The organism is uncultured Agrobacterium sp., from assembly GCA_913777615.1.
In the GTDB taxonomy this organism is placed as follows: Bacteria; Pseudomonadota; Alphaproteobacteria; order Rhizobiales; family Rhizobiaceae; genus Agrobacterium.
In genome coordinates this window covers 39257-60821 of record CAJYTK010000012.1, presented here as the reverse complement: position 1 = coordinate 60821, position 21565 = coordinate 39257, and the positions used below count along the sequence as shown (strand labels likewise).

Below are 21565 nucleotides of genomic sequence, written 5' to 3'. Positions count from 1 at the left end.
TTCGTCATGAAAATTACTCAGGTCAAAGTCATCGTCTGCTCTCCAGGGCGCAATTTCGTTACCGTCAAAATCTTCACGGATGAGGGTTTGACAGGTGTTGGCGATGCAACGCTGAATGGTCGGGAAAAGGCTGTTGCTTCCTATCTCGAAGACCATATTGCACCGCTGCTGATCGGGCGCGATCCATCCCGCATTGAGGATATCTGGCAGTATTTTTATAAGGGCGCTTACTGGCGTCGCGGTCCTGTGACGATGGCCGCGATTGCCGGTATCGACACCGCACTTTGGGACATCAAGGCAAAAGCCGCCAATATGCCGCTGTACCAGCTGCTCGGTGGTGCCAGTCGTGAAAAGGTTCTGTGCTACACCCACGCACAAGGTCGCGATATAGCAGAAGCCGTCGAGGCTGTCGGTCGCCGCAAGGACGAAGGCTACAAAGCCATTCGCGTACAATGTGGAATACCCGGCCTGCCGGATGTCTACGGCACCGGCGCGAAATCGGTTACCAACAATGCTGAAGATGACGCAGTGCCGCATGAGGAAATGTGGTCCACGTCTAAATATATGCGCCACATCCCCAGGCTTTTTGAAGCCGTTCGTGAAGCCCATGGCTGGGACATTGAGCTTCTGCACGATGTCCACCACAGGCTGACACCTATCGAAGCCGCGCGAGTCGGCAAGGATCTGGAATTCGCCCGGCTTTTCTGGCTGGAAGACACGGTTGCGGCCGAACACCAAGAAGGGTTCCGTCTGATCCGCAAGCATACCACGACACCGCTTGCCGTCGGCGAAGTGTTCAACACGATCTGGGATGCTCGCCTTTTGATGGAAGAGCAGTTGATCGACTATATCCGCACTACCTGTGTGCATGCAGGCGGTGTGACTGCGCTACGACGGATTATGGATTTTGCCAGCGTGTACAATGTGCGGACCGCCTGCCACGGCGCTATGGACATGTCGCCGGTTTGCCTCGGTGCCAATCTGCACCTCGATCTCTGGGTGCCGAATTTTGGCATTCAGGAATACTCGGGTTATCTGCCGGAAATTTTGGAAGTTTTTCCCGGCGCATGGAGCCTCAAGGATGGCTACCTGCATCCCGGCGAGGCAATCGGTCACGGTGTCGATATCGATGAGGAACTTGCGGCAAAGTACCCCTACCAGCGCGCCTACCTCCCGGTGAACCGTCTTGAAGACGGCACTCTGTGGCACTGGTAGGACAGGAGAAAGACATGAAAATTACTGCGATAAAAACCTATGCGGTCAAGGTGGGCATCCGTAACCAACTACTGGTAAAAATTGAGACCGACGAAGGTATTTTCGGCTGGGGCGAAAGCGGTCTTTCAGGCCGTGAGAAAGCGGTCGTTGGCGCGCTTGAGCACTATGCTGAATTCCTGCGCGGACGCGATCCTTTCAAGATCGGCTCACTGTGGCAGGAAATGTATCGCAGCCAGTATTTCGAAGGCGGGCGCGTCCTTCAGGCCGCCGTTTCCGCCATCGATATCGCGCTTCACGATATCAAGGGCAAGGCGCTCGGCGTGCCAGTCTATGATCTACTCGGCGGCAAACAGCGCGATCATATCCCAACCTTCGCCACAACCTTCGCCGCACCCGGCCCTGAAATGATCGATCAGGCCAAGATGCTAGTTGAACACGGTTGGACGGCGCTGCGCCTTTCTCCCGCAGGCCATGAAGAAAAGCAGATTTATGAGCCACGCGAACACATTGCCACAACCGCAAAATGGCTGGTGAAGGCGCGTGAAGAACTCGGAGACGATGTCGTGCTCGGCATTGATTACCATCATCGGCTGACGGTGGCGGAAGCCGCCAGTTTCTGTCAGAAAATGCCATCGGGCACGCTCGACTTCCTTGAAGAACCCATTCGCGACGAGTCTCCGGGCGCTTATGAAGCCTTGCGGCGATTGACCGATGTTCCCTTCGCCATCGGCGAGGAGTTTTCATCGAAATGGCAGTTCCAGCCCTACATCGAGCGGGATATCCACCAGTTCAATCGGCTTGATGTCTGTAATGTCGGTGGATTGACTGAGTCCATGAAGGTCGCAGCATGGAGTGAAACTCATTACGTCGATATGATGCCGCACAATCCGCTAGGGCCGATCTGCACGGCTGCGACCATCCATTTTTGTGCGGCAGTCGCCAACTTCTCCTGGCTGGAAACCCGTGCCAGCCCAGCAGAAACCCATCTGGGTTTCGATAATTCAGACTTCTTCTCGACCCAACCACGATTGGAAGGCGCGGTTTACCCTGTTTCAGATGCGCCGGGCCTCGGGGTCGAGGTCAACGAGGACCTGTTGGCAAAACAGAGTTTCGAGTTCTGGGAGGCACCGCATCTAAAGCGACGTGATGGATCTGTTACAAATTGGTGAGCTGGGTCTTTGCCAACGTGAATTAGAGGCACTGTGGTTCATATCAATGTAAGGCGGCCACGGCTAAAATCGACCTCGTCCCGCCGCTGACGATCGCATATTGTCGAGGAGAACAGCGATGAGCAGAATGATGCCGCGCACGACATATTGGTAAAAGGCCTGAATATTGAGCAGGTTCATGACGTTTTCGGCAATGCCCATGATGAGGACGCCGACGATGACGCCGGTCATGGTGGCGCGGCCACCAGCAAGCGAAACGCCGCCGAGAACGCAGGCAGAAATCACCGAAAGCTCAAGCCCCGTTGCCGCGTTGGGCTGGCCGGAGGTGATGCGCGAAGCGAGAAGAATACCAGCAATGCCGCAGACCAGGCCCTGAAGCGCAAATATCCAGATGCGCATTCTGACGACATTGACGCCTGCCAGACGGGATGCTTCCGGGTTGCCGCCGATAGCCAGCGTGTTCTTGCCGAAGACCGTGCGGTCCAGCACGAAACCGAAGACGATGAACAACGCGACCATGATCCAAATCGGCGTCGGGATGGTGAAGACGCGTGACAGTGCAAGCTGGTAGAAATCAGGATCATTGATGCCGACTGCACGGCCATCCGAGGAAATCAGTGCCAGACCGCGCACGATCTGCATCGTGGCAAGTGTCGTGATCAGCGCATTGATGCGGAATTTCGCAATGACGACGCCGTTCACGAAGCCGACAATGCTGCCGCAGATCAAGGCACCTAGCAATCCGAGAATAATAGATCCGGAGGCGTTCGAGACCATGACGGCGATCATGCCTGAAAATGCCACTGTTGAGCCGACCGAAAGGTCGAAGTCCCGCGATGCAAGGCAGAACATCATGGTGCATGAAACGATGCCAATGGTGACGACCGATTGCAGTAGGCCCAGCATGTTGCGCTCTGTCAGAAAGTTCGGCACGGACAGAGAGACGATGACGAAAGCTATGGCGAAGATGAAGACGAGACCCTGTTCGCCGAGCAGAATTTTCTTCAGAGAGGTCATTGATCAGGTTCCTGAAATTAAACGGTGAAAGCGAGGTTCTTGTCGGGCAGGGCTGCGGTCAGAATGGTACGTTCATCGAAATCCGAGCGCGTAATATCGGCTGCAATTCGGCCCTGGCACATGACCATCATGCGGTCTGAAATGCCCATGACTTCCGGGAGTTCGCTGGAGATGACAATGATCGCCGTGCCGCCTGCGGCAAGCTCATAAAGGATTTCGTAGATTTCCGACTTCGCACCAACATCGATGCCGCGTGTCGGCTCATCGATGACCAGCACCTTCACGCCCTGTTCGGAGAGCCAGCGGCCAAGAATGACCTTCTGTTGGTTACCGCCGGAAAGGTTGATGATGTCCTGCTTGCGCGAGGGCGTCCGCACCCGCAGCTTGGCGATGAACTGTTCCGCGACGGATGCCTCTTTCTTCGGGTTCACTATGCCGAAAGGTGAGAAGTGCCGCCGCGAGGAAATGGCAATATTTTCCTCGATCGAGCGACCCTGAATGATGCCATCGTATTTTCGATCTTCCGGGCAAAGCACCATTCCAGCGGTAATTGCCGCCTTGGGGCTGTTGGGAGCCACGGCTACGCCGTCGATGGTGATGGAGCCTTGCTGGCGATGGTCTGCACCATAAAGCAGCCTTGTCATTTCGCTTCGGCCAGCTCCGATCAGGCCGAAGAAGCCGAGAATTTCGCCCTTTCGAACGGTGAAATTGACGGGCGTGCGCAGCTTTGGACCGGAAAGATTTTTGACCTCCAGCCGCACATCTCCGAGGGGGCGCTCTCGCCAGCCCCAGATATTGCTGATCTCGCGGCCAACCATTTCCGAAATAATCTGGTCGCGTGTCGTGTTCTTGATGTCGAGGTGATGCGCAGCCAGCTTCCCATCGCGCAGGACCGTCAGGCTGTCGCAAAGCCGGAAGATCTCATCCAGCCGATGCGACACGTAAAGGATGATGGTGCCGTTCGCTTTCAGTTTCTCAATCAGCGAAAACAGGATTTCGCTTTCTCGTGAAGAGAGGGAGGATGTCGGCTCGTCCAGCGCAATGACGCGCGCATCCAGCATGACGGCTTTGGCGATTTCTACCATTTGCCGCTCGCCGATAGAAAGGGTGGCGACCTTAGCATTCGGATCGACAGCGATGCCGATTTCCTGAAGTTTTGTCCCTACCGTTTCGACAAGCGTGCGGCTATCGATAACGCCTGCCTTGCCGGGGAAACGTCCAAGCCAGAGATTTTCCGCCACGGTCAGTTCGGGAACCAGCTGTAATTCTTGATGGATGACGACCACGCCAGCGTCGAAAGCATCGCGAACCGAACGGTAGGACTGCTTTTCGCCGTTGATCACGATGCCGCCAGTATCGGAGGACTGATCGCCGGAGAGAATGCGTATAAGGGTGGATTTGCCCGCGCCATTTTCACCCATCAGGCCGTGGACGGCACCCTTTTCAACGGCGAATGAGACACCGGATAATGCCTGCACGCCGGGATAGGCTTTGGATATGTCGTTGAACTCAAGAAAAGCCATCATCGCCCCCTGACTTTACAAAGGATAGCCGGCGGCAGTGGCCGCCGGTGGGTCAATGCAGAGGCTCTGGCTTATTCGATGCCGAGGTCGGCGCGAACCTTTTCGTAGTCGCCGCGAACAGCAAGCGAACCGGATGTCAGGATCAGCTTTTCCGGCTCCTTGTTATTGGCAATCCACTCATACATGTTGAGCGCGGTTTCATAGCCATGACGCTTCGGCGAGATGATGACAGTGCCGTAGAAGCCGGTAGCGGAAGGCTTCTTGAACTCGTTGATCGCAGATTCCGCGCCACCGATGCCGACGCCGATCATATTGTCAGCGGAAATGCCGACGGATTCGGACGCACGTACCGCACCAAGTACAGCTTCGTCGTTCAGGCCGAAAGCGATCCAGTGCTTGATGTTGGAATGCTTGTTGAGAACAGTGGTCGCTGCGTTGAGGGCAGCTTCCGTATCGGTCTTTGCCTGCGGTGCGTCAAAGATGTTTTCGGCAGGGAAGCCCGCTGCTTTCAGCGCAGTAATCGCGCCTTCCACACGGTCTACCGCTGTTGGAAGCTGGTCGTAGGAAACGCGAATTGCGCCCACGTCCTTCATCTCCCAGCCGCGCTTCTTGATTTCTGCGGCAATCGACTGACCGACCGTTTCACCGATCTTGATTGCGGAAATTCCCATATGGGGCACGTCTTCCAGCGGCTTGCCATCCGCGCCGACCAGGCGGTCATCGACGGTCATCAGCTTCAGGTCGTTGGCAGTTGCCTTGGCAACGATGCCGGGACCGAGCTTCACGTCCGGTACGCAGATAATGAAACCCTGTGCGCCCTGTGCGCCGAGATTGTCGATGGCCGACTGAACCTTTTCGCCGTCTTCAGCGCCGATCTTGACCAGCGCAAAGCCCTTTTCCTTGGCGGCCTGTTCGGCGAATTTCCACTCGTCCTGGAACCACGGCTCTTCCGCCTGCTTCACGACGAAGCCGATTTTAACATCGGCCGCAAATGCAGCGTTGGCGGTCAGCGCAATGGCGCTAGCCATGATGATAGCCTTCAATGAACGCATGTCTTATCTCTCCCTTTGACCCCGCGTGCCTCCCGCGGTCTTTCTTCATTATTCTTCAAAAATCATACCAGTCAATATTATATGTATGATTTTATTTTTCTATGCACCTTTGATCAGCTCGCCCGGTTTGCGGGTCTTTCTAAGGGCATCGGTCATTTCGGATCTTGCAACGCCGATCAGCTGTTCCATGGAATGGCGGGCGGCCTCCGGTCGCTTCATTCGAATGGCTTCCAGTACGTTCTGATGGGTCAGGATCGCTTGCTCATGAGACTGGCTTTCGCGATTTGTCAGCCGGAAGCTGGCGAGCAATGCGGCACGGATGGCGCTTGCAAATTGTCGGAAGACCCAGTTTCCGCTGGCATTAATGATGGCAGTGTGGAACTCCAGATCGGCGCGGCTCCAGGCTTCATTGTCGCGCGAATTCGCCTCCACCATGTCTTCGAATGCTTGGGAAATAAGATAGAGCTGCCGAGCATTGGCGTTGGCTGCAGCCTGCGCCGCAGCTGCCGGTTCCAGCAGTTGGCGCGCATCTATCAGTGACGAGTAAAAGCTCTCGTCGCCGCCAACCGTCAACATCACGTCCAGCACGATGGGATCGAGATAGTTCCAGTTTTCTCGCGGCAAAACGATGGTGCCAGCCCGTGTGCGTGATCGGACCATGCCAAGCGCCGAGAGATACTGCATTGCTTCTCGCAGACTTGTGCGGCTGACGCCGAATTGCTCGGTCATATCGATTTCATTGGGCAATGTCGCGTTCTCTGCGAAAGTGCCGGATACAATCAATTCCACCAGTCGGCGCAAGAGGGCCTCCCGAACACCCCGCTTACCCTGCTGTGCAATCGGCTCCCCCTGGTGCGTTAGAAACTGCTCCATAATTCTCGTCCCCTGCCGTTCGATCTCCGAATGGGTAGTATGAATGAACAAATACTCCGCATCAAATCGAAAATAAATCGTACAGAAATTGACATGTGTGGGACTAATGATAATGTCCCGGCATCGCGACCTTAAGGACAATAGGTCGCCATAAAACTCGTCATGGGGGAGGAACCGATGAAAAACACCAAGTACATAGGTATCATTGCAGCTGTTCTTTTGGGCAGTGTCGCAACCTTGTCGGCGCAGGAAAATCTAAAGGTCGGCGCGATCTATATGGACGCACAGGGCTTTTATGCAGGCGTGCGCAAGGGCATCCAGACCGGTGCGTCGGAAGCTGGTCGCAAGCTCGATATTGTCGAAACCAATGCGCAGGGAGACGTCAGCAAGGAATCTTCCTTTATCGACTCCCTGATTTCCGCTGGCGTTCAAGCCATCATTGTATCGCCGGTGTCTGCCGATGGTTCCTACCGCGCGATCCGTCGTGCGCATGATGCCGGTATTCCGGTCGTCTGCTACAACACCTGCCTCAACGACAAGGACATGAAGGATTATATCTCCGCCTATGCGGTCGGCGATCCCTTCGATTTCGGTCATAAGCTCGGTGACGCGGCTGCCGACTACTTCATCGCGCAGAAAAAGGAAGCGCCGAAAATCGCAGTTCTGAACTGCGAATTCGTGGAAGTCTGCGTTACGCGCCGCAAGGGCTTCGAAGAAGCGTTGAAGGCCAAGGTGCCGGGTGCGCAGATCGTCGCCAATCAGGAAGGCGCTGTCCTCGATAAAGCTGTTTCGGTTGCCAGCACCATGTTGTCTTCAAACCCGGATATCGATGCTTTCTTCGGTGAAGCCGGTGGTGCGACGCTGGGTGCTGCCCGCGCTGTGAAAAGCCAGGGCAAGGTCGGCAAAGTCGTCGTCTTCGGCGGTGACATGACCACGGAAATCGCGCAGGAACTTTCCGACTTCTCGGTCATCAAGGCCGTTGTCGATATTTCCGGGCAAGGTCTCGGCAAGCTTGCGCTCGCGCAGGCCATCAAGTCCATCGACGGCCAGCCGCCTGAAGGCATCAAGGTCGCTTACAATATCGATCTCTATAAGTCGTCCGAAGATGGCAAGGCCTGGCTGAAGGCCCACGCCGACGGCATTCCCTGATCGACCTTCTCATCGCTGCGGCTCCGCTTGGAGCGCGCCATGTAGCGCCGCCGGATATCCGGCGGCCTCCAAAGCAATGGAAAGACCCAATGACATCTGCTTCCCAGAACAGCCTGCCGGATGGCTCCGCCGTCGCTTCGATAAGAGGTTGCACACGGCAATATCCCGGCGTGCTTGCTCTTGACGATGCCACATTCGAAGTGGCGCCGGGCGAGGTGAGAGCCCTGCTCGGCAAAAACGGCGCGGGGAAATCCACCCTGATCCGAATGCTGACCGGTGCTGAAACACCCGACATCGGGACCGTCGTGATCGGCGGCGCCGAACTCACATCTCACGGCTCCGCCCGTGCCCAGGAATCCTTTCAGAAAGGCGTACGCGTCGTTTATCAGGAACTCAGCCTTGTTCCGGGCATGACGCTTGCCGAAAACCTGTTTCTCGGACGCTGGCCGCGCAAGGGCGGTGTCATTCAATATGCAGCCATGGAGGCAGAAGCGGCGGAAGCCATGGCAAGCCTTGGCCTCAATCTGCCGCCGGATCGTCTGGTGACGGGCTTGAGTCCTGCGGAGCGGCAGTTGCTTGAGATCGCCCGCGCCATGATTGGGCGACCAAAGATAGTCATTCTCGACGAGCCGACAAGCTCGCTGGCCGCCGCCGAAGCGGAAAAGGTGATGGCCGCGGTGACGAGGGTTGCCGCACAAGGAATCGCGGTTATCTATGTCAGCCACCGCATGAACGAAATTCGCCAGATTGCGCATTCCGCCACCATCATGCGCGATGGACGGATCATCGCCACCGTCGACGTGAGAGGTGCCGATACGCGCGAGATTGTCCGGTTGATGCTCGGCTCCGAGGCTTCACAGGCGGCAGAGTTGGAAAGTCACGCCTCTTCGGAGGTGGTTCTGCAGGTGCGCGATCTGGCGCTTGCGCCAAAGCTTTCCGCCATCTCTTTCTTGCTTCGTAAGGGGGAGGTGCTGGGCATCGCGGGTCTGCTCGGCGCTGGCCGCACGGAACTGCTGCAAGCCATCATGGGCGTGCGCGATTTCGATAGCGGCGATGTGCTGGTGGACGGCCGCTCTGTCAAGTCCGCCGGTTACAAGCAGATGGTTGATGCAGGTTTCGGCTATACGCCGGAAAGCCGCAAGGAGGAGGGCATCGTGCCGCTTCTCGGCGTGGATGAAAACACGCTTGCTACGAATTTCTCCGGCGTCAGCCGTAACGGCGTCCTTTCGGGCAGCCGCATGGCGCAGGCGACGCGGGATATCATCGAGCGCCTGCACATCAAGACGGCAAGTACCGATACGCCGATTGGCACGCTTTCGGGCGGAAACCAGCAAAAGGTTGTCATCGGTCGCTGGGTCTATGCCGGAAGTCGCGTTCTTCTTCTCGACGAGCCGACGCGCGGCGTGGATATCGAGGCGAAAGCGCAAATCTACGCCATCATCCGCGAGCTTGCGGCAGAAGGCCGAAGCATCATTTTCGTTTCCAGCGAAATAGAGGAACTGCCACTCGTCTGCGACCGCGCGCTGGTTCTGCGCGATGGCGCGCTGCGCGAAGAGTTCGAATCACCAAACATCGATCAGGACACCTTGATGGCTGCCTGCATTACCGGACATTGAGGGAGACAAGACCATGTCGCTCGATCAAACTACCAAAACGGCCGTTTCAAAGCGGGCACCAAAGCGGGGATTCACCCTGTCGAAGCATATGAACGAGCTTAGCCTGTTCTTTGCCATCGTCGTCCTCTACGTCATCTTCTCATCCACCGCGCCGGGCTTCATGTCCTTCAACAACCAGGTGAATATCCTGCGTGACGCGGCGACAATCGGAATTGCTGCATGGGCAGTCACGCTCATAATCATCGCAGGTGAGATCGATGTGAGCGTCGGTCCGATGGTCGCCTTCATTTCCGTGGAACTAGCATTCCTTTTGCAATGGGGCGTGCCCACGCCCGCAGCCTTCGTGCTGGCCATCGTACTTGGCGCGCTGCTCGGTTCCATTTCCGGCATTCTGCGCGCTTATTTCGATGTGCCTTCCTTCGTCGCGACGCTTGGCATGTGGAGCGCCCTGCGCGGCACGGCGCTGTTCGTTACCGATGCCCTGCCGGTGTCCATTGGTCGCAATGATATGCTGGATGTGCTGGACCGCTCAGTCCTCGGCATTCCTCCAGCCGCGATCATCATGCTGGTGCTGTTTGCAGCCTTCGCTTTCGTCAGCCGCAAGACCGCCTTCGGTCGCTCGGTTTTCGCCGTGGGTGGCAATGCCCATGCGGCTTTCCTCAGCGGTATCAATGTCGCGCGCATTCGCGTGGCTCTTTTTGCCATCGGCGGCGCGATGGCAGCCATTTCCGGTATTCTGCTGGTGTCCCGCCTTGGCTCGGGCAATGCCACGGCGGCGAACGGTCTCGAGTTCGATGTGATCGCTGCGGTCGTTGTCGGCGGTACGGCGCTTTCCGGTGGCCGTGGCTCGATGCTGGGAACGCTGCTCGGCGTGCTGGTGATTACGCTCATCGGTAACGGTCTGGTTCTGCTCGGCATCAACCCGTTTTTCCAACAGGTTGTTCGCGGTCTTATCATCGTCATCGCGGTGCTTGCCAATATTCAGGCGATCAAGCGCAGCCTGTCGCGCAATAAGGGATAAGTGCTGCATGGCTGTTATTGATCTGAAATCCGGCCAGCTCTCGCTGAGTCTCTCAACAAAAGGCGGCATCATACTCGGCTTCTGGAAAGACACCGATGCTGGTGGTGTGCCGCTGTTTCGGCCCGCGAAATCGAGTGATGCGGATGCGCTCGGTTCCTCCTGCTATCCGCTGGTGCCATTTGGCAACCGCGTCAAGGGCAACAGCTTCGGGTTCGATGGCAGAACGTACACGCTGACGCCCAACACGGGGTGGGACCCGCATTACCTGCACGGTGAAGGCTGGCAGGCCGAATGGTCGGTGGGCAAAAGCACACCGGCATCCGTTGAAATGAGTTTCATCTGTGACGGACATTCCACGCCCTATCGTTATCGGGCAGTGGAGACATTTACGCTTGAGGATGAGCGTTTGTCGTTGAGCCTTTCCGTGGAAAATATGGGAGAGCGCCCACTGCCCTTCGGACTTGGCTGGCATCCCTATTTTCCGCTGACGCCAATGACGACGCTGCAAGCGCGCGCCGATCATTTCTGGACCGAAATCGAGGGCTGGTTGCCGGGTGAAAGAACCGAGATCCCTGCCGACCTCGATTTCAGCGAGCCTGCTCCACTACCGGAACGCTGGGTCAACAACGGCTATGAGGGATGGTCCGGCGAAGCGACCATCGTCTGGCCGGAGCGTTTTACCCAGTTGAGATTGACCGCCGATCCGATATTCAGACACGCCTTCGTCTTCGTGTCCGACACTGCTTTCGATTCTTCTTTCGATCGCGATTATTTCTGTTTCGAACCCATGTCGCACCTTGCAAACGGGCATAATCTGCCGGATTTGGGAGACCTTAAAGTGCTGGCATTCGGTGAGAAACTAGCGGGCAGTATTACGCTTGAGCCGCGGAGTTTATGAGCATGCATGCGGAGTTTGGAAATGGCCGATAGCCATGGGTTCGACTACATCATCGTCGGCGGCGGCAGTTCAGCATGCGTCGTGGCTGCGCGTCTTGTGACGTCTGGTGCGCGCGTGTTGTTGCTGGAACGTGGACCGGATAAGGCCAATCCGATCATGCATATCCCTGCCGGCTACATGAAGTTTCTGGCGAAGGATACATACCTTGCCATGCATCAGACAAAGCCGCAGCCACAACTGGGCGGTCGGGGCCCCATCGTGCCGCAGGGTAAGGTTTTGGGCGGTGGAAGCACTGTCAATGCCATGGTCTATATGCGCGGACAGGCAGCGGATTTCGATCTGTGGAACGAGCTCGTCACAGCGCCCGGCTCTAACAATGATGGCTCATGGTCATACAAAGACCTTCTGCCCTACTTCAAGGCGCAGGAAAACAACGACCATCTGGGAGGTGAATTTCACGGTGTCGGCGGGCCGCTGAAGATTTCGCATCTCGGCCACACCAGCCCGATGACGCGCACTTACGTCAAAACCCTCCAGTGCATGGGCATTCCCTATAATCCTGATTTCAACGGTGCGGAGCAGTTTGGCGTCGGCTTCATGCAGCACACGATAGACTGGAAGACGCGCAAGCGCTCCAGCGCGGTCGATGCTTTCTTGGCACCGGTTATGAACAATCCGAAGCTGACCATCGAGACCGGCGCGACCGTGACCCGCATCCGTATGGACGGCGACCGGGTGGTCGCCGTGGACTATGTTCAGGGTGGGACGCGCAAGACTGCGGAAGCAAGCGTTGAAGTCATTCTGGCAGCGGGCGCTTACCAGACGCCGAAGCTGTTGATGATTTCCGGTATCGGACCGGAAGAACATCTCAAGCAGCATGGCATCGCCACGAAACTCGCGCTTCCGGGCGTGGGCAAGAATCTTCAGGATCACTATGAATGCCCGGTCGTCGCCACGACAAAGGGCGCGTTTGGGTATTACAAGCAGGACCGTGGCTGGCCGATGATCAAGGCCGGATTGCAATATCTGATGTTCAAGTCCGGTCCAGCTTCGACCACCGGCGTGGAAACCTGCGCTTTCTACGACCCGGATGGAAACAATGACCGTCCAACGATCCAGATGTTCTGCGTCCCGACCGTCTATCTCGACCGCGATGTGATGGGCACCGATCCGGGCGATGGCGTAACGATCAACTCGCTGCTGCTGCGCCCAAAAGCACGCGGCTCCGTCACGCTTTCCTCCAGCGATCCCTTCGCCAATCCGATTGTCGACACGCAGATATTCGGCCACCCCGATGACTTGAAGCTGACCATGGCTGGCTTCCGTTTCGCGCGTCAGGTGCTGGCGGAATCCCCGATGCGTGACCTTATCGACAAGGAAATCTTCCCGGGTGCAGAAGTGACCAGCGATGAGGCGATTGCAGCCCATTGCAAGCGCACGGTCAAGACCGGATACCACCCCGTTGGCACATGCAAAATGGGCCATGAGGGCGACCCGGACGCGGTGCTGGACACCAAGCTGAATGTACGCGGAACGCGTGGCCTGCGGGTCATCGATGCATCGCTCATGCCAACCATTGTTAGCGGTAATACCAACGCAGCCGTTTATGCCGCGGCAGGGAAGGCAGCGGATCTTATTCTTTCCTGATTGGATCAATCTCATGAAGCTTACTAAGCTAACCACCTACATCGTTCCGCCGCGCTGGCTTTTCCTCAAGGTCGAAACTGATGAAGGCATCGTCGGCTGGGGAGAGCCGGTTGTTGAAGGCCGTGCGCTGACCGTTGAGGCTGCCGTGCAGGAAATGGCCGATTATCTGATCGGCAAGGACCCGTTCCTGATCGAAGATCACTGGACTGTGCTTTATCGCGGCGGCTTTTATCGTGGTGGCGCAGTGCACATGTCGGCGCTGGCGGGCATCGATCAGGCGCTTTGGGACATAAAAGGCAAAGCACTTGGCCAGCCGGTTCACTCGCTTCTTGGTGGACAGCTCCGTGACCGGATCAAGGTCTATTCCTGGATCGGCGGCGACCGTCCGTCGGATGTGGCACAGAATGCTAAGGACGTGGTGGCACGCGGTTTCAAGGCCATTAAGCTTAACGGCTGCGAGGAAATGCAGATCGTTGACACCAATGAGAAAGTCGAAAAGGCCGTTGAAACCATCGCCATCATTCGTGAAGCCGTTGGCCCGCATATCGGCATCGGTGTTGATTTCCATGGCCGCGTCCATCGTCCCATGGCCAAGGTTCTCGCAAAGGAGCTTGAACCTTACAAGCTGATGTTCATCGAAGAGCCGGTTCTCTCCGAAAACCGCGAAGCTCTGAAGGAAATCGCAAACCACACCTCGACGCCGATTGCGCTGGGTGAGCGTCTCTACTCGCGCTGGGATTTCAAATCGGTTCTGGCGGACGGCTTCGTCGATATCATCCAGCCCGACCTATCACATGCCGGTGGCATCACCGAATGCCGCAAAATCGCGGCCATGGCAGAGGCCTATGATGTGGCGCTGGCACCGCATTGCCCTCTTGGACCGATTGCACTCGCGGCCTGCCTACAGTTGGACGCGGTCGCCTACAACGCCTTCATTCAGGAACAGAGCCTCGGCATTCACTACAACAAGAGCAATGACGTTCTGGACTACCTTTCCAACAAGGACGTGTTCCAGTACGCAGACGGCTTCGTGTCCATACCGCAGGGATTGGGTCTCGGGATCGAGATCGACGAGGCATACGTCATCGAGCGTGCCAAGGAAGGCCACCGGTGGCGCAACCCGATCTGGCGTCATGAAGATGGCAGCTTTGCTGAGTGGTGAGGGAGGAAAACGCCATGACGGCAAGACTTTCAGGAAAACGCATTTTCATTACGGGTGCTGCGCAGGGCATTGGCCTTGCGCTTGCCAAGGCATTTCTGCACGAAGATGCTGCTTTGTTTCTTATCGACCGCGATGCCTCTCTCTTGGATAGAGAGGCTGAAGTACTCAAGGAAAGCGGCGGCCAGTTCGGCTGGATGGCTGCCGACATAACGGATACGAAGGCGATCGCTTCTGCCGTGGCACAAGCAGCGGAGGAAGTCGGCCCAATCAACGCGCTCGTCAACAATGCGGGCGTCAACGTTTTTGCTGAGCCCTTGCAGACGAGCGACGAAGAGTGGCAGCGCTGCTTTGACGTGAATCTCAAGGGCGCATGGAACTGCTGCAAGGCCTTGCTTCCGGGAATGATCGAAATGGGGGGCGGCGTGGTGCTGCACATTGCATCCACCCACGCCTTCACCATTATTCCACATACCTTCCCTTATCCGTTGGCAAAACATGCGTTGTTGGGAATGACGAAATCGCTGGGTATTGAATATGCGCCGAAGAATATCCGGGTGAATGCGTTGGCACCTGGCTATGTCGCGACACAAAAGGTCATCGACTACTGGAACAGCTTCCCTGATCCCGTCGCTGCCGAAGCCGAGACGATGAAGTTGCATCCCGGCGGGCGCATCGCAACCCCTGAAGAAATCGCGATGGCTGCCGTCTTCATGGTATCTGACGAATGTCCGTTTATGAATGCAACATGCCTCACCATCGATGGGGGCTTAAGCGTCCAGCAGCATCCCGTTTAATGTGTATGTGACGGTATAGTCTGTAACGGCAAGGATCAAGGCTTAGCGGATGAGTTGAATCCAAAGCCTGGTTGGTGACCTTTAGTAAGTGGGCCGCCCATCCGTTTTGCAGGCCTTGACGAATCTCGCCCATTTCAAGAGCTTTTTCAGAGGTGTTTCTATATACGCTTTTGATGCTCCCGATAAATATGGCTCACGATAATCGACGTCGAGGCGAGCGGCGATTTGTGACTTATTGAGGCATTGGCCGATTTCCCAGAGAAGCCTTCTTAGCGCATGAGCAACAGTATCGCATGATCAGTCGATAGCTGATGATCTCGAAACGCCTTGCTTCACATAGACTGCCTTTACCAACGCTTATAAAATAACGAGGGGGTAATGTGGTATCTGGGTATATTATGCAGGTAACTCTATTATACACTGCGATCTCGCAGTCATTATATGACGCCTACCCACGCATAATCGAATTAACCCAAGCTTTACTTTGCCTTTAGTGTCAAACTTTAATAAGCAGTCCCTTATGGTTGTGAGAGGTAACAGGTAGCTCTCATGATTTTTCCGTGGAACCAAAATCGCCGCAAACAGGGCATCGCCACCAGGCCTAGAATCGGATCGATTGAAGAACGTTATCAACCCTCTCGGATCTCTGCCAAATCTTTGCGACGTGCGATATCGAGTGGCGAAATGTGGCCTGCGTTTCAGCCAATCGTTGATCTGCAATCAGGCGCCATTGTGGGCTTCGAGATCCTTGCTCGCTGGACACATCCTGTTCTTGGCGCAGTTCCACCGGCGGAGTTCATTCCGGTAGCCGAACAGTGTGGGCTAATCGGAGATCTCACAGAGGAAGTCCTGCGAAAAGCGTGTGCATGCGCGATAAAGTGGGAAGGTTCATTTGTCTTAGCTGTCAATCTTTCTCCCGTACAATTTGATGACCCAGAACTCTCGAACAAGATTTTACGTACCGTTCGTTCAAGTGGGTTTCCAGTCAATCGCCTTCACATTGAAATCACAGAGAGCGCACTGCTTGAGGACGATCCGCGTGTCCATGCAACGATTGCGTCGCTTAAGGCATCGGGAATGGGACTTGCCCTGGATGATTTCGGGACTGGATTTTCGAGTTTGACCCAGTTGCATGCGTTCCCGTTCAATAAACTCAAGATCGATATGAGTTTTGTAAGGTCGATGACTGTCGATAGCGGTAGCAGGAAGATCATCGCATCCGTTATCGGGCTGGGTCAAAGCCTTGGAATGATGGTTGTTGCAGAGGGGGTAGAGACAGAGGAACAGGCAATTCTTCTGCGCCGGATGGGCTGCGATCTTGGGCAGGGCTGGCTATTCGGAAAGGCTGAGAACGCCTGGGAAACCAGTAAACTCATCGGAAATCGCTTACTTGGGGAGTTCACAAAACGTGCCGCGCCTGCCCAGCTTTTTCAGCGAGTTCATCAACTAGATGCACTCTACACGGCGGCGCCGATCGGTCTATGTCTACTAGACACTGATCTTATACACCGTAGCGTGAACCCCCGCTTTTCAGCTATGTTTGGCTTGTCACCCGATGACATGCTCGGGAAGACAGTCGGCTCATTCATGCCGGCGCAAGAGGCTGCAAGAGTCTCGAATGATCTCCTGAGGGTACTCAACGGCGAGACAGTCATTCTAGAAGAGTATCGGCCTGTTGGATCAGGCAAAGTATTTTTCGTGATCAATCAGCGTGTTGACGACGACGATGGTGTTCCGATCGGCATATCGGTGTCCGCAGTGGACGTGACAGGCCACAAGGCGGTCGAAACACGGCTGTCACAGACTGAGGATCATCAACGCTGGAGTATTGATCTCAGCCCAAATATTCCCTGGGCAAGCGATGCAGCCGGAGCGGTCAACTTCATGGGGCCTACTCCCGACAGCTCAAAGATTGATGTGAAAGCGCGCATCGATGACTGGATGGAGCGAATGCACCCAGATGATCGACTTCGAGTCCGGTTGGAATGGCTGGGATGGATTCCTTCCGGAAAACCATTCGAAACAATTTTCAGAATGAGACTTGGCGACGACGGCTTTCACTGGATGCTCAGTCGCGCCAAACCTCACCACGGTCCGGACGGCACCATCTCGAAATGGTACGGGGTGATCACAGAGGTGGCTGCCCAGCAAAGCCTTAGCGAACAAGTGCTTAGACTAAAGAATGTTGGCACCTTGTTGCAGCAGCATTCGCACGACGTCGCGCCTATCCGCGCACATGACAATAACGTTCAGTCAATCAAATCTTCAGGCGAAACAGACCACTACAGCCAGCCGTCAGACGGACTGTCGCGATCGCATTATTTATCGATGCTGATGAGGATGTTCGAGGGTGCGCCGATAGCGATGTCGATTACCACCAGTGACACGAAGACTTCGCGCTACGTCAAGGTCAACTCGGCTTATCTTAAGATGACTGGACGTTCCTGGGAGGAGATCGGGGGAAAGACCCTGCTCGCTGCGGGCTCAGCCATCGACAACCCAGCCCGCAATCGGCGCCACCAGCTGTTGCTTGAGCAGGGATACTATGAACTGGAAGAGGTTGACATTGTCCGCGGTGATGGGACGACGATTCCAACCCTGATTTCGGCCCAGAGGACGACCATCAACGGAACCTCATTCGACCTCGAAATCATCGTGGATGTTTCAGAGCGCATGCGGCAACAACGCGAGGCTGAAAATGCTCTGAAAGTTTCAGCTAGAACCGACGCGCTCTCCGGGCTGCCAAATCGTGCCTATTTTGACGAGCAATTGCCACACCGGATCGAGAGGGCCAGGCGATTACAAAGCGTGCTGGCGATCGCTTACGTGGACCTTAACGGCTTCAAGGAAATCAACGATACATCAGGGCATCCTGTCGGCGACGAGGTGCTGAGGGTTATTTCATCAAGGCTGCGGACTGAGTTCATTTCGCATTTTATCGCTCGAGTTGGTGGGGATGAATTCGCGCTGTTGATCGAGACGGATAGGGCGCGGGCGATCGGCCTGCAACAGATGGTCGAAACGCGCATAAACAATATTTTTAAGTCGATATCTCTCAACGGTCGGACTCTGAGGCCTGGAGCGGCGGTCGGCGTAACAATCCTTAACGGCCGGGACGATGCATATTCTCTTGTAAAACGAGCCGACGACTACATGTATACCGCGAAATCGACACGCCAACGGATCGCATTCGTCTATGATGGCAATCAAAAATTTGAAGGTAACGAAGAAATAGTATCCGGTGCTGCCTGATGTTGGAGATAACGGCGAGCTGCTAGCGACTTGTGTGGTCCGCCGTCCGCCATTAGCGCCCATGCGACAGATGGTCGCCTCCGTTTGCGGTCTGCGCGACCAGATCCTTCCGGACGAGCGTTGCGATAATTCCGCTTAAGGTGGCGCGTTCGAGCTCAAGTGCGCGGGCAAGGTCACGCTGCACCGATGGGCCATTATTGACGAGATGCCAGAGAACATACCATTGCGTGGATCCGAGATCGAACGGACCCAAGCACTCGTCCACGAGCGCTCGACCGGCGAAATAACATCGCTTCGTCCATGCCCCTACGGAACGGTTATCAGCGTCAGCTTTATCAGGCATGATGGCAAAACTTTATGGATTCGTATGCTACTAACGATAATCGCAAGGTAGCATACGAATGCCAAGGCCGGGCACGGTTGACAGCGCTTGATGGGCGGGCGCTATCGCCATCTCTTCACATGATCGACGAGAGCACGCAGTTTTGGAGCGAGGTTGCGTCGGCTCGGATAGTAGAGAAAAAAACCCGCGAATGGAGGGCAAAAGTCCTGAAGGAGAGGAACCAGCTCTCCGGATTCGACATAGGGCTTGAATGTGTCTTCCATTCCGAAGGTGATGCCGCCGCCAGCACATGCTGTGCGGATCATAAGCCACATATCATTGGTGGTAATCTGAGGATCGACGGCTACATCAAACTCACGCCCATCCTCGCCGAATTCCCAACGGTAGGGTGCGCTGCGAGGCGTTGGACGCCAGCCTATGCACCGATGCGCAGAGAGCTCCGAAGGATGGTCGGGCTTGCCGAACCGTGCGATGTAGGACGGGGCTGCGAAAGCGCACTGACGCTGGTCGCCCGAGGCGGGAACTGCGACCATATCCTGATCGATGACTTCGCCCAGACGCACCCCAGCGTCATACCCTTCCGCGACAATGTCGAATTCCTCGTCAGTGACCGTCACATCGAGCTGAATGTCTGGAAAGGCATCAGTAAAACGGGCAAGGAGCGGCCCTGAGATAAACTGCTCAGCGATAGATGACACCGCCAGCCTCAACAACCCGCTTGGTGCGCTGTCGCGGTCCGTGGTCGCGTCAAGCGCCAGTCCGACTTCGGAAATCGCCGGCGCAACCCGCTGATATAGCTGTTCGCCAGCCTCTGTGAGACTGACACTGCGCGTGGTTCTATGGACGAGTGCCACGCCCAACCGGTCTTCTAGACGGCGGATCGCCTGGCTGATGGCTGGCCGTGTGACGCCCAAATTTTCCGCGGCGGCGCGAAAGCTCTGCGCTTCTGCGACGGCCAAGAACACGGAGATGCCATTCAGATCGATTGCCATTGGTTAGATTTAGTTACCACGGTGGTCGTCATTGGGCAAGTTGTTCGCTCTCCCTGGCGTGTTTACCTTGGATCTCGCAAAACAGGAGATAGCTGACATGGCGCTTGATCATTATAAACTTCTTGGACGGTCGGGCTTGCGCGTTTCGCCGTTGAGCCTTGGAACGATGACCTTTGGGTCCGAGTGGGGATGGGGTGCGGATGGCGACGAGGCCCGCCGCATTTTCGATCTCTATGTCGACCGAGGTGGCAATTTTATAGACACGTCGGTCAACTATACCGACGGCGGCGCTGAACGACTGCTTGGCACCTATATCGGCGATAAACGCGAGCGTATCGTCCTTGCGACGAAATTCACCATGGCGCGAGAGCCGGGCAACCCTAATTCGGGCGGCAATCATCGCCTCAACATAGTGCGTTCCGTCGAGCAGAGCCTTTCGCAACTCGGCACAGATCGCATTGACCTGCTTTATGTGCATGCATGGGACATGACGACCCGGCCGGACGAGGTTATGCGGGCGCTCGACGACCTCGTTCGGTCCGGAAAAGTTCTCTATCTCGGTATCTGCAACACGCCTGCATGGCTCGTCGCCCAGATGCAGACTCTCGCCGATATCCGCGGCTGGTCTCCTTTTGTGGCGCTGCAGATAGAATATAGCCTTGTGGAGCGGACCGTGGAACATGAGCTTCTGCCCATGGCTGCTGCGCTCGGCCTCGGAGTTTTGCCGTGGTCGCCTCTCGGCGGTGGCGTGCTGACCGGCAAATACTCTCTCGTTGACGTTGAAGATTCACGAGAAGCGGCCGTGTCCGCCAGCCGCAAGGGCGTCATTGCGTCGTCCGGGCATCTGAACGAACGGGCGATCGAAATTGCGCAGGAAGTGAAGGCCGTTGCGGAAGAGGCTGGTACCACGCCCTCACGGGTGGCGCTTGCGTGGACCCTGGCCAATCCGACCGTCGTCTCGCCGATTGTCGGCGCCCGCACGCTCGCCCAGGCGGAAGACAACCTTGGAGCTCTGGATCTGGTGCTCACGCCGGAACAGGTGGCCCGTCTGGACCGGGTCAGCGCGCCGGGCCAAATCTTTCCGGGTCGCTTTACGCAGCGTCCCCTCGTCCAACAACTGATCTTCGGCGGCGCTGCAGTTGAACACCGTGACTGACCCTTGCAACTATGGAAGGCCCGTCGATGGTGCCGGCAGTGTCGTTGCCGGTTGACGGGTCTCAACACGTCCTCAGCAATACGTAAGGACCGATACCATGAGCATTTACCCAACAGACCGCCGGGCTGCCAGCCCGAGCCGGGTAGCTTTAATCGCATTCGCACTGCTCGCCATGCCGGGCGCCGCAATTGCCAACACCGCGGCAACGCAGGTGCAGTCTCAGGAACGTGCCGCAATCGAGCAACGGAACAAGCCCATCATCGAAGCCGCCTTCGAAAAATGGCGAGGAGGCACCTACCTCTTCGCGGAGCTCCTCGCTCCCGACGTCGTCTGGACGATCCATGGCTCCGGACCGGTCTCCGGCACCTATCGCAACCAGCAAGACTTCATTGAACAGGCCTCGCGTCCCCTAACCAGCCGTCTCGCGACACCGATCGTGCCGGAGGTACACAATATCGTTGCCGATGGCGACACGATCATCATCCGCTTCGATGGAACGGCGACCACGACCTCTGGAGCGCCTTATCGCAACCAGTTTGTCTGGATATTCGAGATGAAGGACGGCCTTGTCGCCAATGTGGAAGCCTTCCTGGACCTCGTTGCCTATCAGCAGATCGCCGACAACAACGCCCCGCGTGCCCAATAACCAACGCCCTCGGCTTCCGCAGAAGTCCCGTCTGCCGCAC

General features: G+C 56.4%; 18 protein-coding genes. 12 read left to right on the top strand and 6 right to left on the bottom strand.

What is annotated here, in order from left to right; all coding sequences use genetic code 11:
• The first annotated feature begins 6 nt into the window (after positions 1–6).
• Together manD and QZ862_RS11470 are read left to right on the top strand one after the other, a co-directional pair.
• A complete protein-coding gene (gene manD, locus QZ862_RS11475; RefSeq protein WP_296077517.1) occupies positions 7–1215 on the top strand; it encodes a D-mannonate dehydratase ManD in 1209 nt (402 codons plus the stop codon).
• Between the two features lie 14 nt (positions 1216–1229).
• On the top strand, positions 1230–2384 hold the full coding sequence (locus tag QZ862_RS11470) for a mandelate racemase/muconate lactonizing enzyme family protein (RefSeq protein WP_296100002.1): 1155 nt from the start codon (positions 1230–1232) through the stop codon (positions 2382–2384).
• Positions 2385–2447: 63 nt separating this feature from the next.
• On the opposite strand, the gene araH is transcribed toward QZ862_RS11470, so the two are convergent.
• From araH to QZ862_RS11450, 4 genes are all read right to left on the bottom strand, one after another.
• Entirely contained in the window at positions 2448–3401 is a 954-nt protein-coding gene (gene araH / locus QZ862_RS11465) for an L-arabinose ABC transporter permease AraH (protein ID WP_296099999.1), read from the bottom strand.
• Positions 3402–3418: 17 nt separating this feature from the next.
• The gene (araG, locus tag QZ862_RS11460) at positions 3419–4924 is read right to left on the bottom strand and encodes an L-arabinose ABC transporter ATP-binding protein AraG (protein ID WP_296083612.1); all 1506 of its coding nucleotides are present in this window, start codon (positions 4922–4924) and stop codon (positions 3419–3421) included.
• A 71-nt stretch (positions 4925–4995) separates the two neighbouring features.
• Complete coding sequence (locus QZ862_RS11455; protein ID WP_296099996.1) at positions 4996–5976, bottom strand: arabinose ABC transporter substrate-binding protein; 981 nt, start codon at positions 5974–5976, stop codon at positions 4996–4998.
• A 99-nt stretch (positions 5977–6075) separates the two neighbouring features.
• A complete protein-coding gene (locus tag QZ862_RS11450) occupies positions 6076–6849 on the bottom strand; it encodes a FadR/GntR family transcriptional regulator (RefSeq protein WP_296077510.1) in 774 nt (257 codons plus the stop codon).
• A 177-nt stretch (positions 6850–7026) separates the two neighbouring features.
• Between QZ862_RS11450 and QZ862_RS11445 the strand changes: the two genes are divergently transcribed.
• From QZ862_RS11445 to QZ862_RS11410, 8 genes are all read left to right on the top strand, one after another.
• Positions 7027–7998: a substrate-binding domain-containing protein gene (locus QZ862_RS11445; protein ID WP_296099993.1), complete on the top strand. Its 972-nt coding sequence runs from the start codon at positions 7027–7029 to the stop codon at positions 7996–7998.
• Between the two features lie 89 nt (positions 7999–8087).
• Positions 8088–9614, top strand: a complete 1527-nt coding sequence (locus QZ862_RS11440; RefSeq protein WP_296099990.1) for a sugar ABC transporter ATP-binding protein — start codon at positions 8088–8090, stop codon at positions 9612–9614.
• A gap of 13 nt (positions 9615–9627) precedes the next feature.
• The gene (locus QZ862_RS11435) at positions 9628–10635 is read left to right on the top strand and encodes an ABC transporter permease (RefSeq protein ID WP_296099985.1); all 1008 of its coding nucleotides are present in this window, start codon (positions 9628–9630) and stop codon (positions 10633–10635) included.
• Between the two features lie 7 nt (positions 10636–10642).
• Positions 10643–11533 (top strand): aldose 1-epimerase, encoded by an 891-nt coding sequence (locus QZ862_RS11430; protein WP_296099982.1) that lies wholly within the window; start codon positions 10643–10645, stop codon positions 11531–11533.
• 21 nt (positions 11534–11554) lie between these two features.
• Entirely contained in the window at positions 11555–13180 is a 1626-nt protein-coding gene (locus QZ862_RS11425; protein ID WP_296099979.1) for a GMC family oxidoreductase N-terminal domain-containing protein, read from the top strand.
• Between the two features lie 13 nt (positions 13181–13193).
• Positions 13194–14342 (top strand): galactonate dehydratase, encoded by a 1149-nt coding sequence (dgoD, locus tag QZ862_RS11420; RefSeq protein WP_296099976.1) that lies wholly within the window; start codon positions 13194–13196, stop codon positions 14340–14342.
• A 14-nt stretch (positions 14343–14356) separates the two neighbouring features.
• A complete protein-coding gene (locus QZ862_RS11415) occupies positions 14357–15136 on the top strand; it encodes an SDR family oxidoreductase (protein ID WP_296099972.1) in 780 nt (259 codons plus the stop codon).
• A gap of 549 nt (positions 15137–15685) precedes the next feature.
• Complete coding sequence (locus tag QZ862_RS11410) at positions 15686–18388, top strand: EAL domain-containing protein (RefSeq protein ID WP_296099970.1); 2703 nt, start codon at positions 15686–15688, stop codon at positions 18386–18388.
• Between the two features lie 52 nt (positions 18389–18440).
• On the opposite strand, the gene QZ862_RS11405 is transcribed toward QZ862_RS11410, so the two are convergent.
• Positions 18441–18731: a MarR family transcriptional regulator gene (locus QZ862_RS11405; RefSeq protein ID WP_296099969.1), complete on the bottom strand. Its 291-nt coding sequence runs from the start codon at positions 18729–18731 to the stop codon at positions 18441–18443.
• A 101-nt stretch (positions 18732–18832) separates the two neighbouring features.
• Positions 18833–19723, bottom strand: coding sequence for a LysR family transcriptional regulator (locus tag QZ862_RS11400; protein WP_296078038.1), 891 nt, complete (start codon positions 19721–19723; stop codon positions 18833–18835).
• Between the two features lie 97 nt (positions 19724–19820).
• Here QZ862_RS11400 and QZ862_RS11395 point away from each other — a divergent pair, with 97 nt between their 5' ends.
• Together QZ862_RS11395 and QZ862_RS11390 are read left to right on the top strand one after the other, a co-directional pair.
• On the top strand, positions 19821–20879 hold the full coding sequence (locus QZ862_RS11395; RefSeq protein WP_296099967.1) for an aldo/keto reductase: 1059 nt from the start codon (positions 19821–19823) through the stop codon (positions 20877–20879).
• Positions 20880–20976: 97 nt separating this feature from the next.
• Complete coding sequence (locus QZ862_RS11390; protein WP_296099966.1) at positions 20977–21525, top strand: nuclear transport factor 2 family protein; 549 nt, start codon at positions 20977–20979, stop codon at positions 21523–21525.
• The last annotated feature ends 40 nt before the right edge of the window (positions 21526–21565 follow it).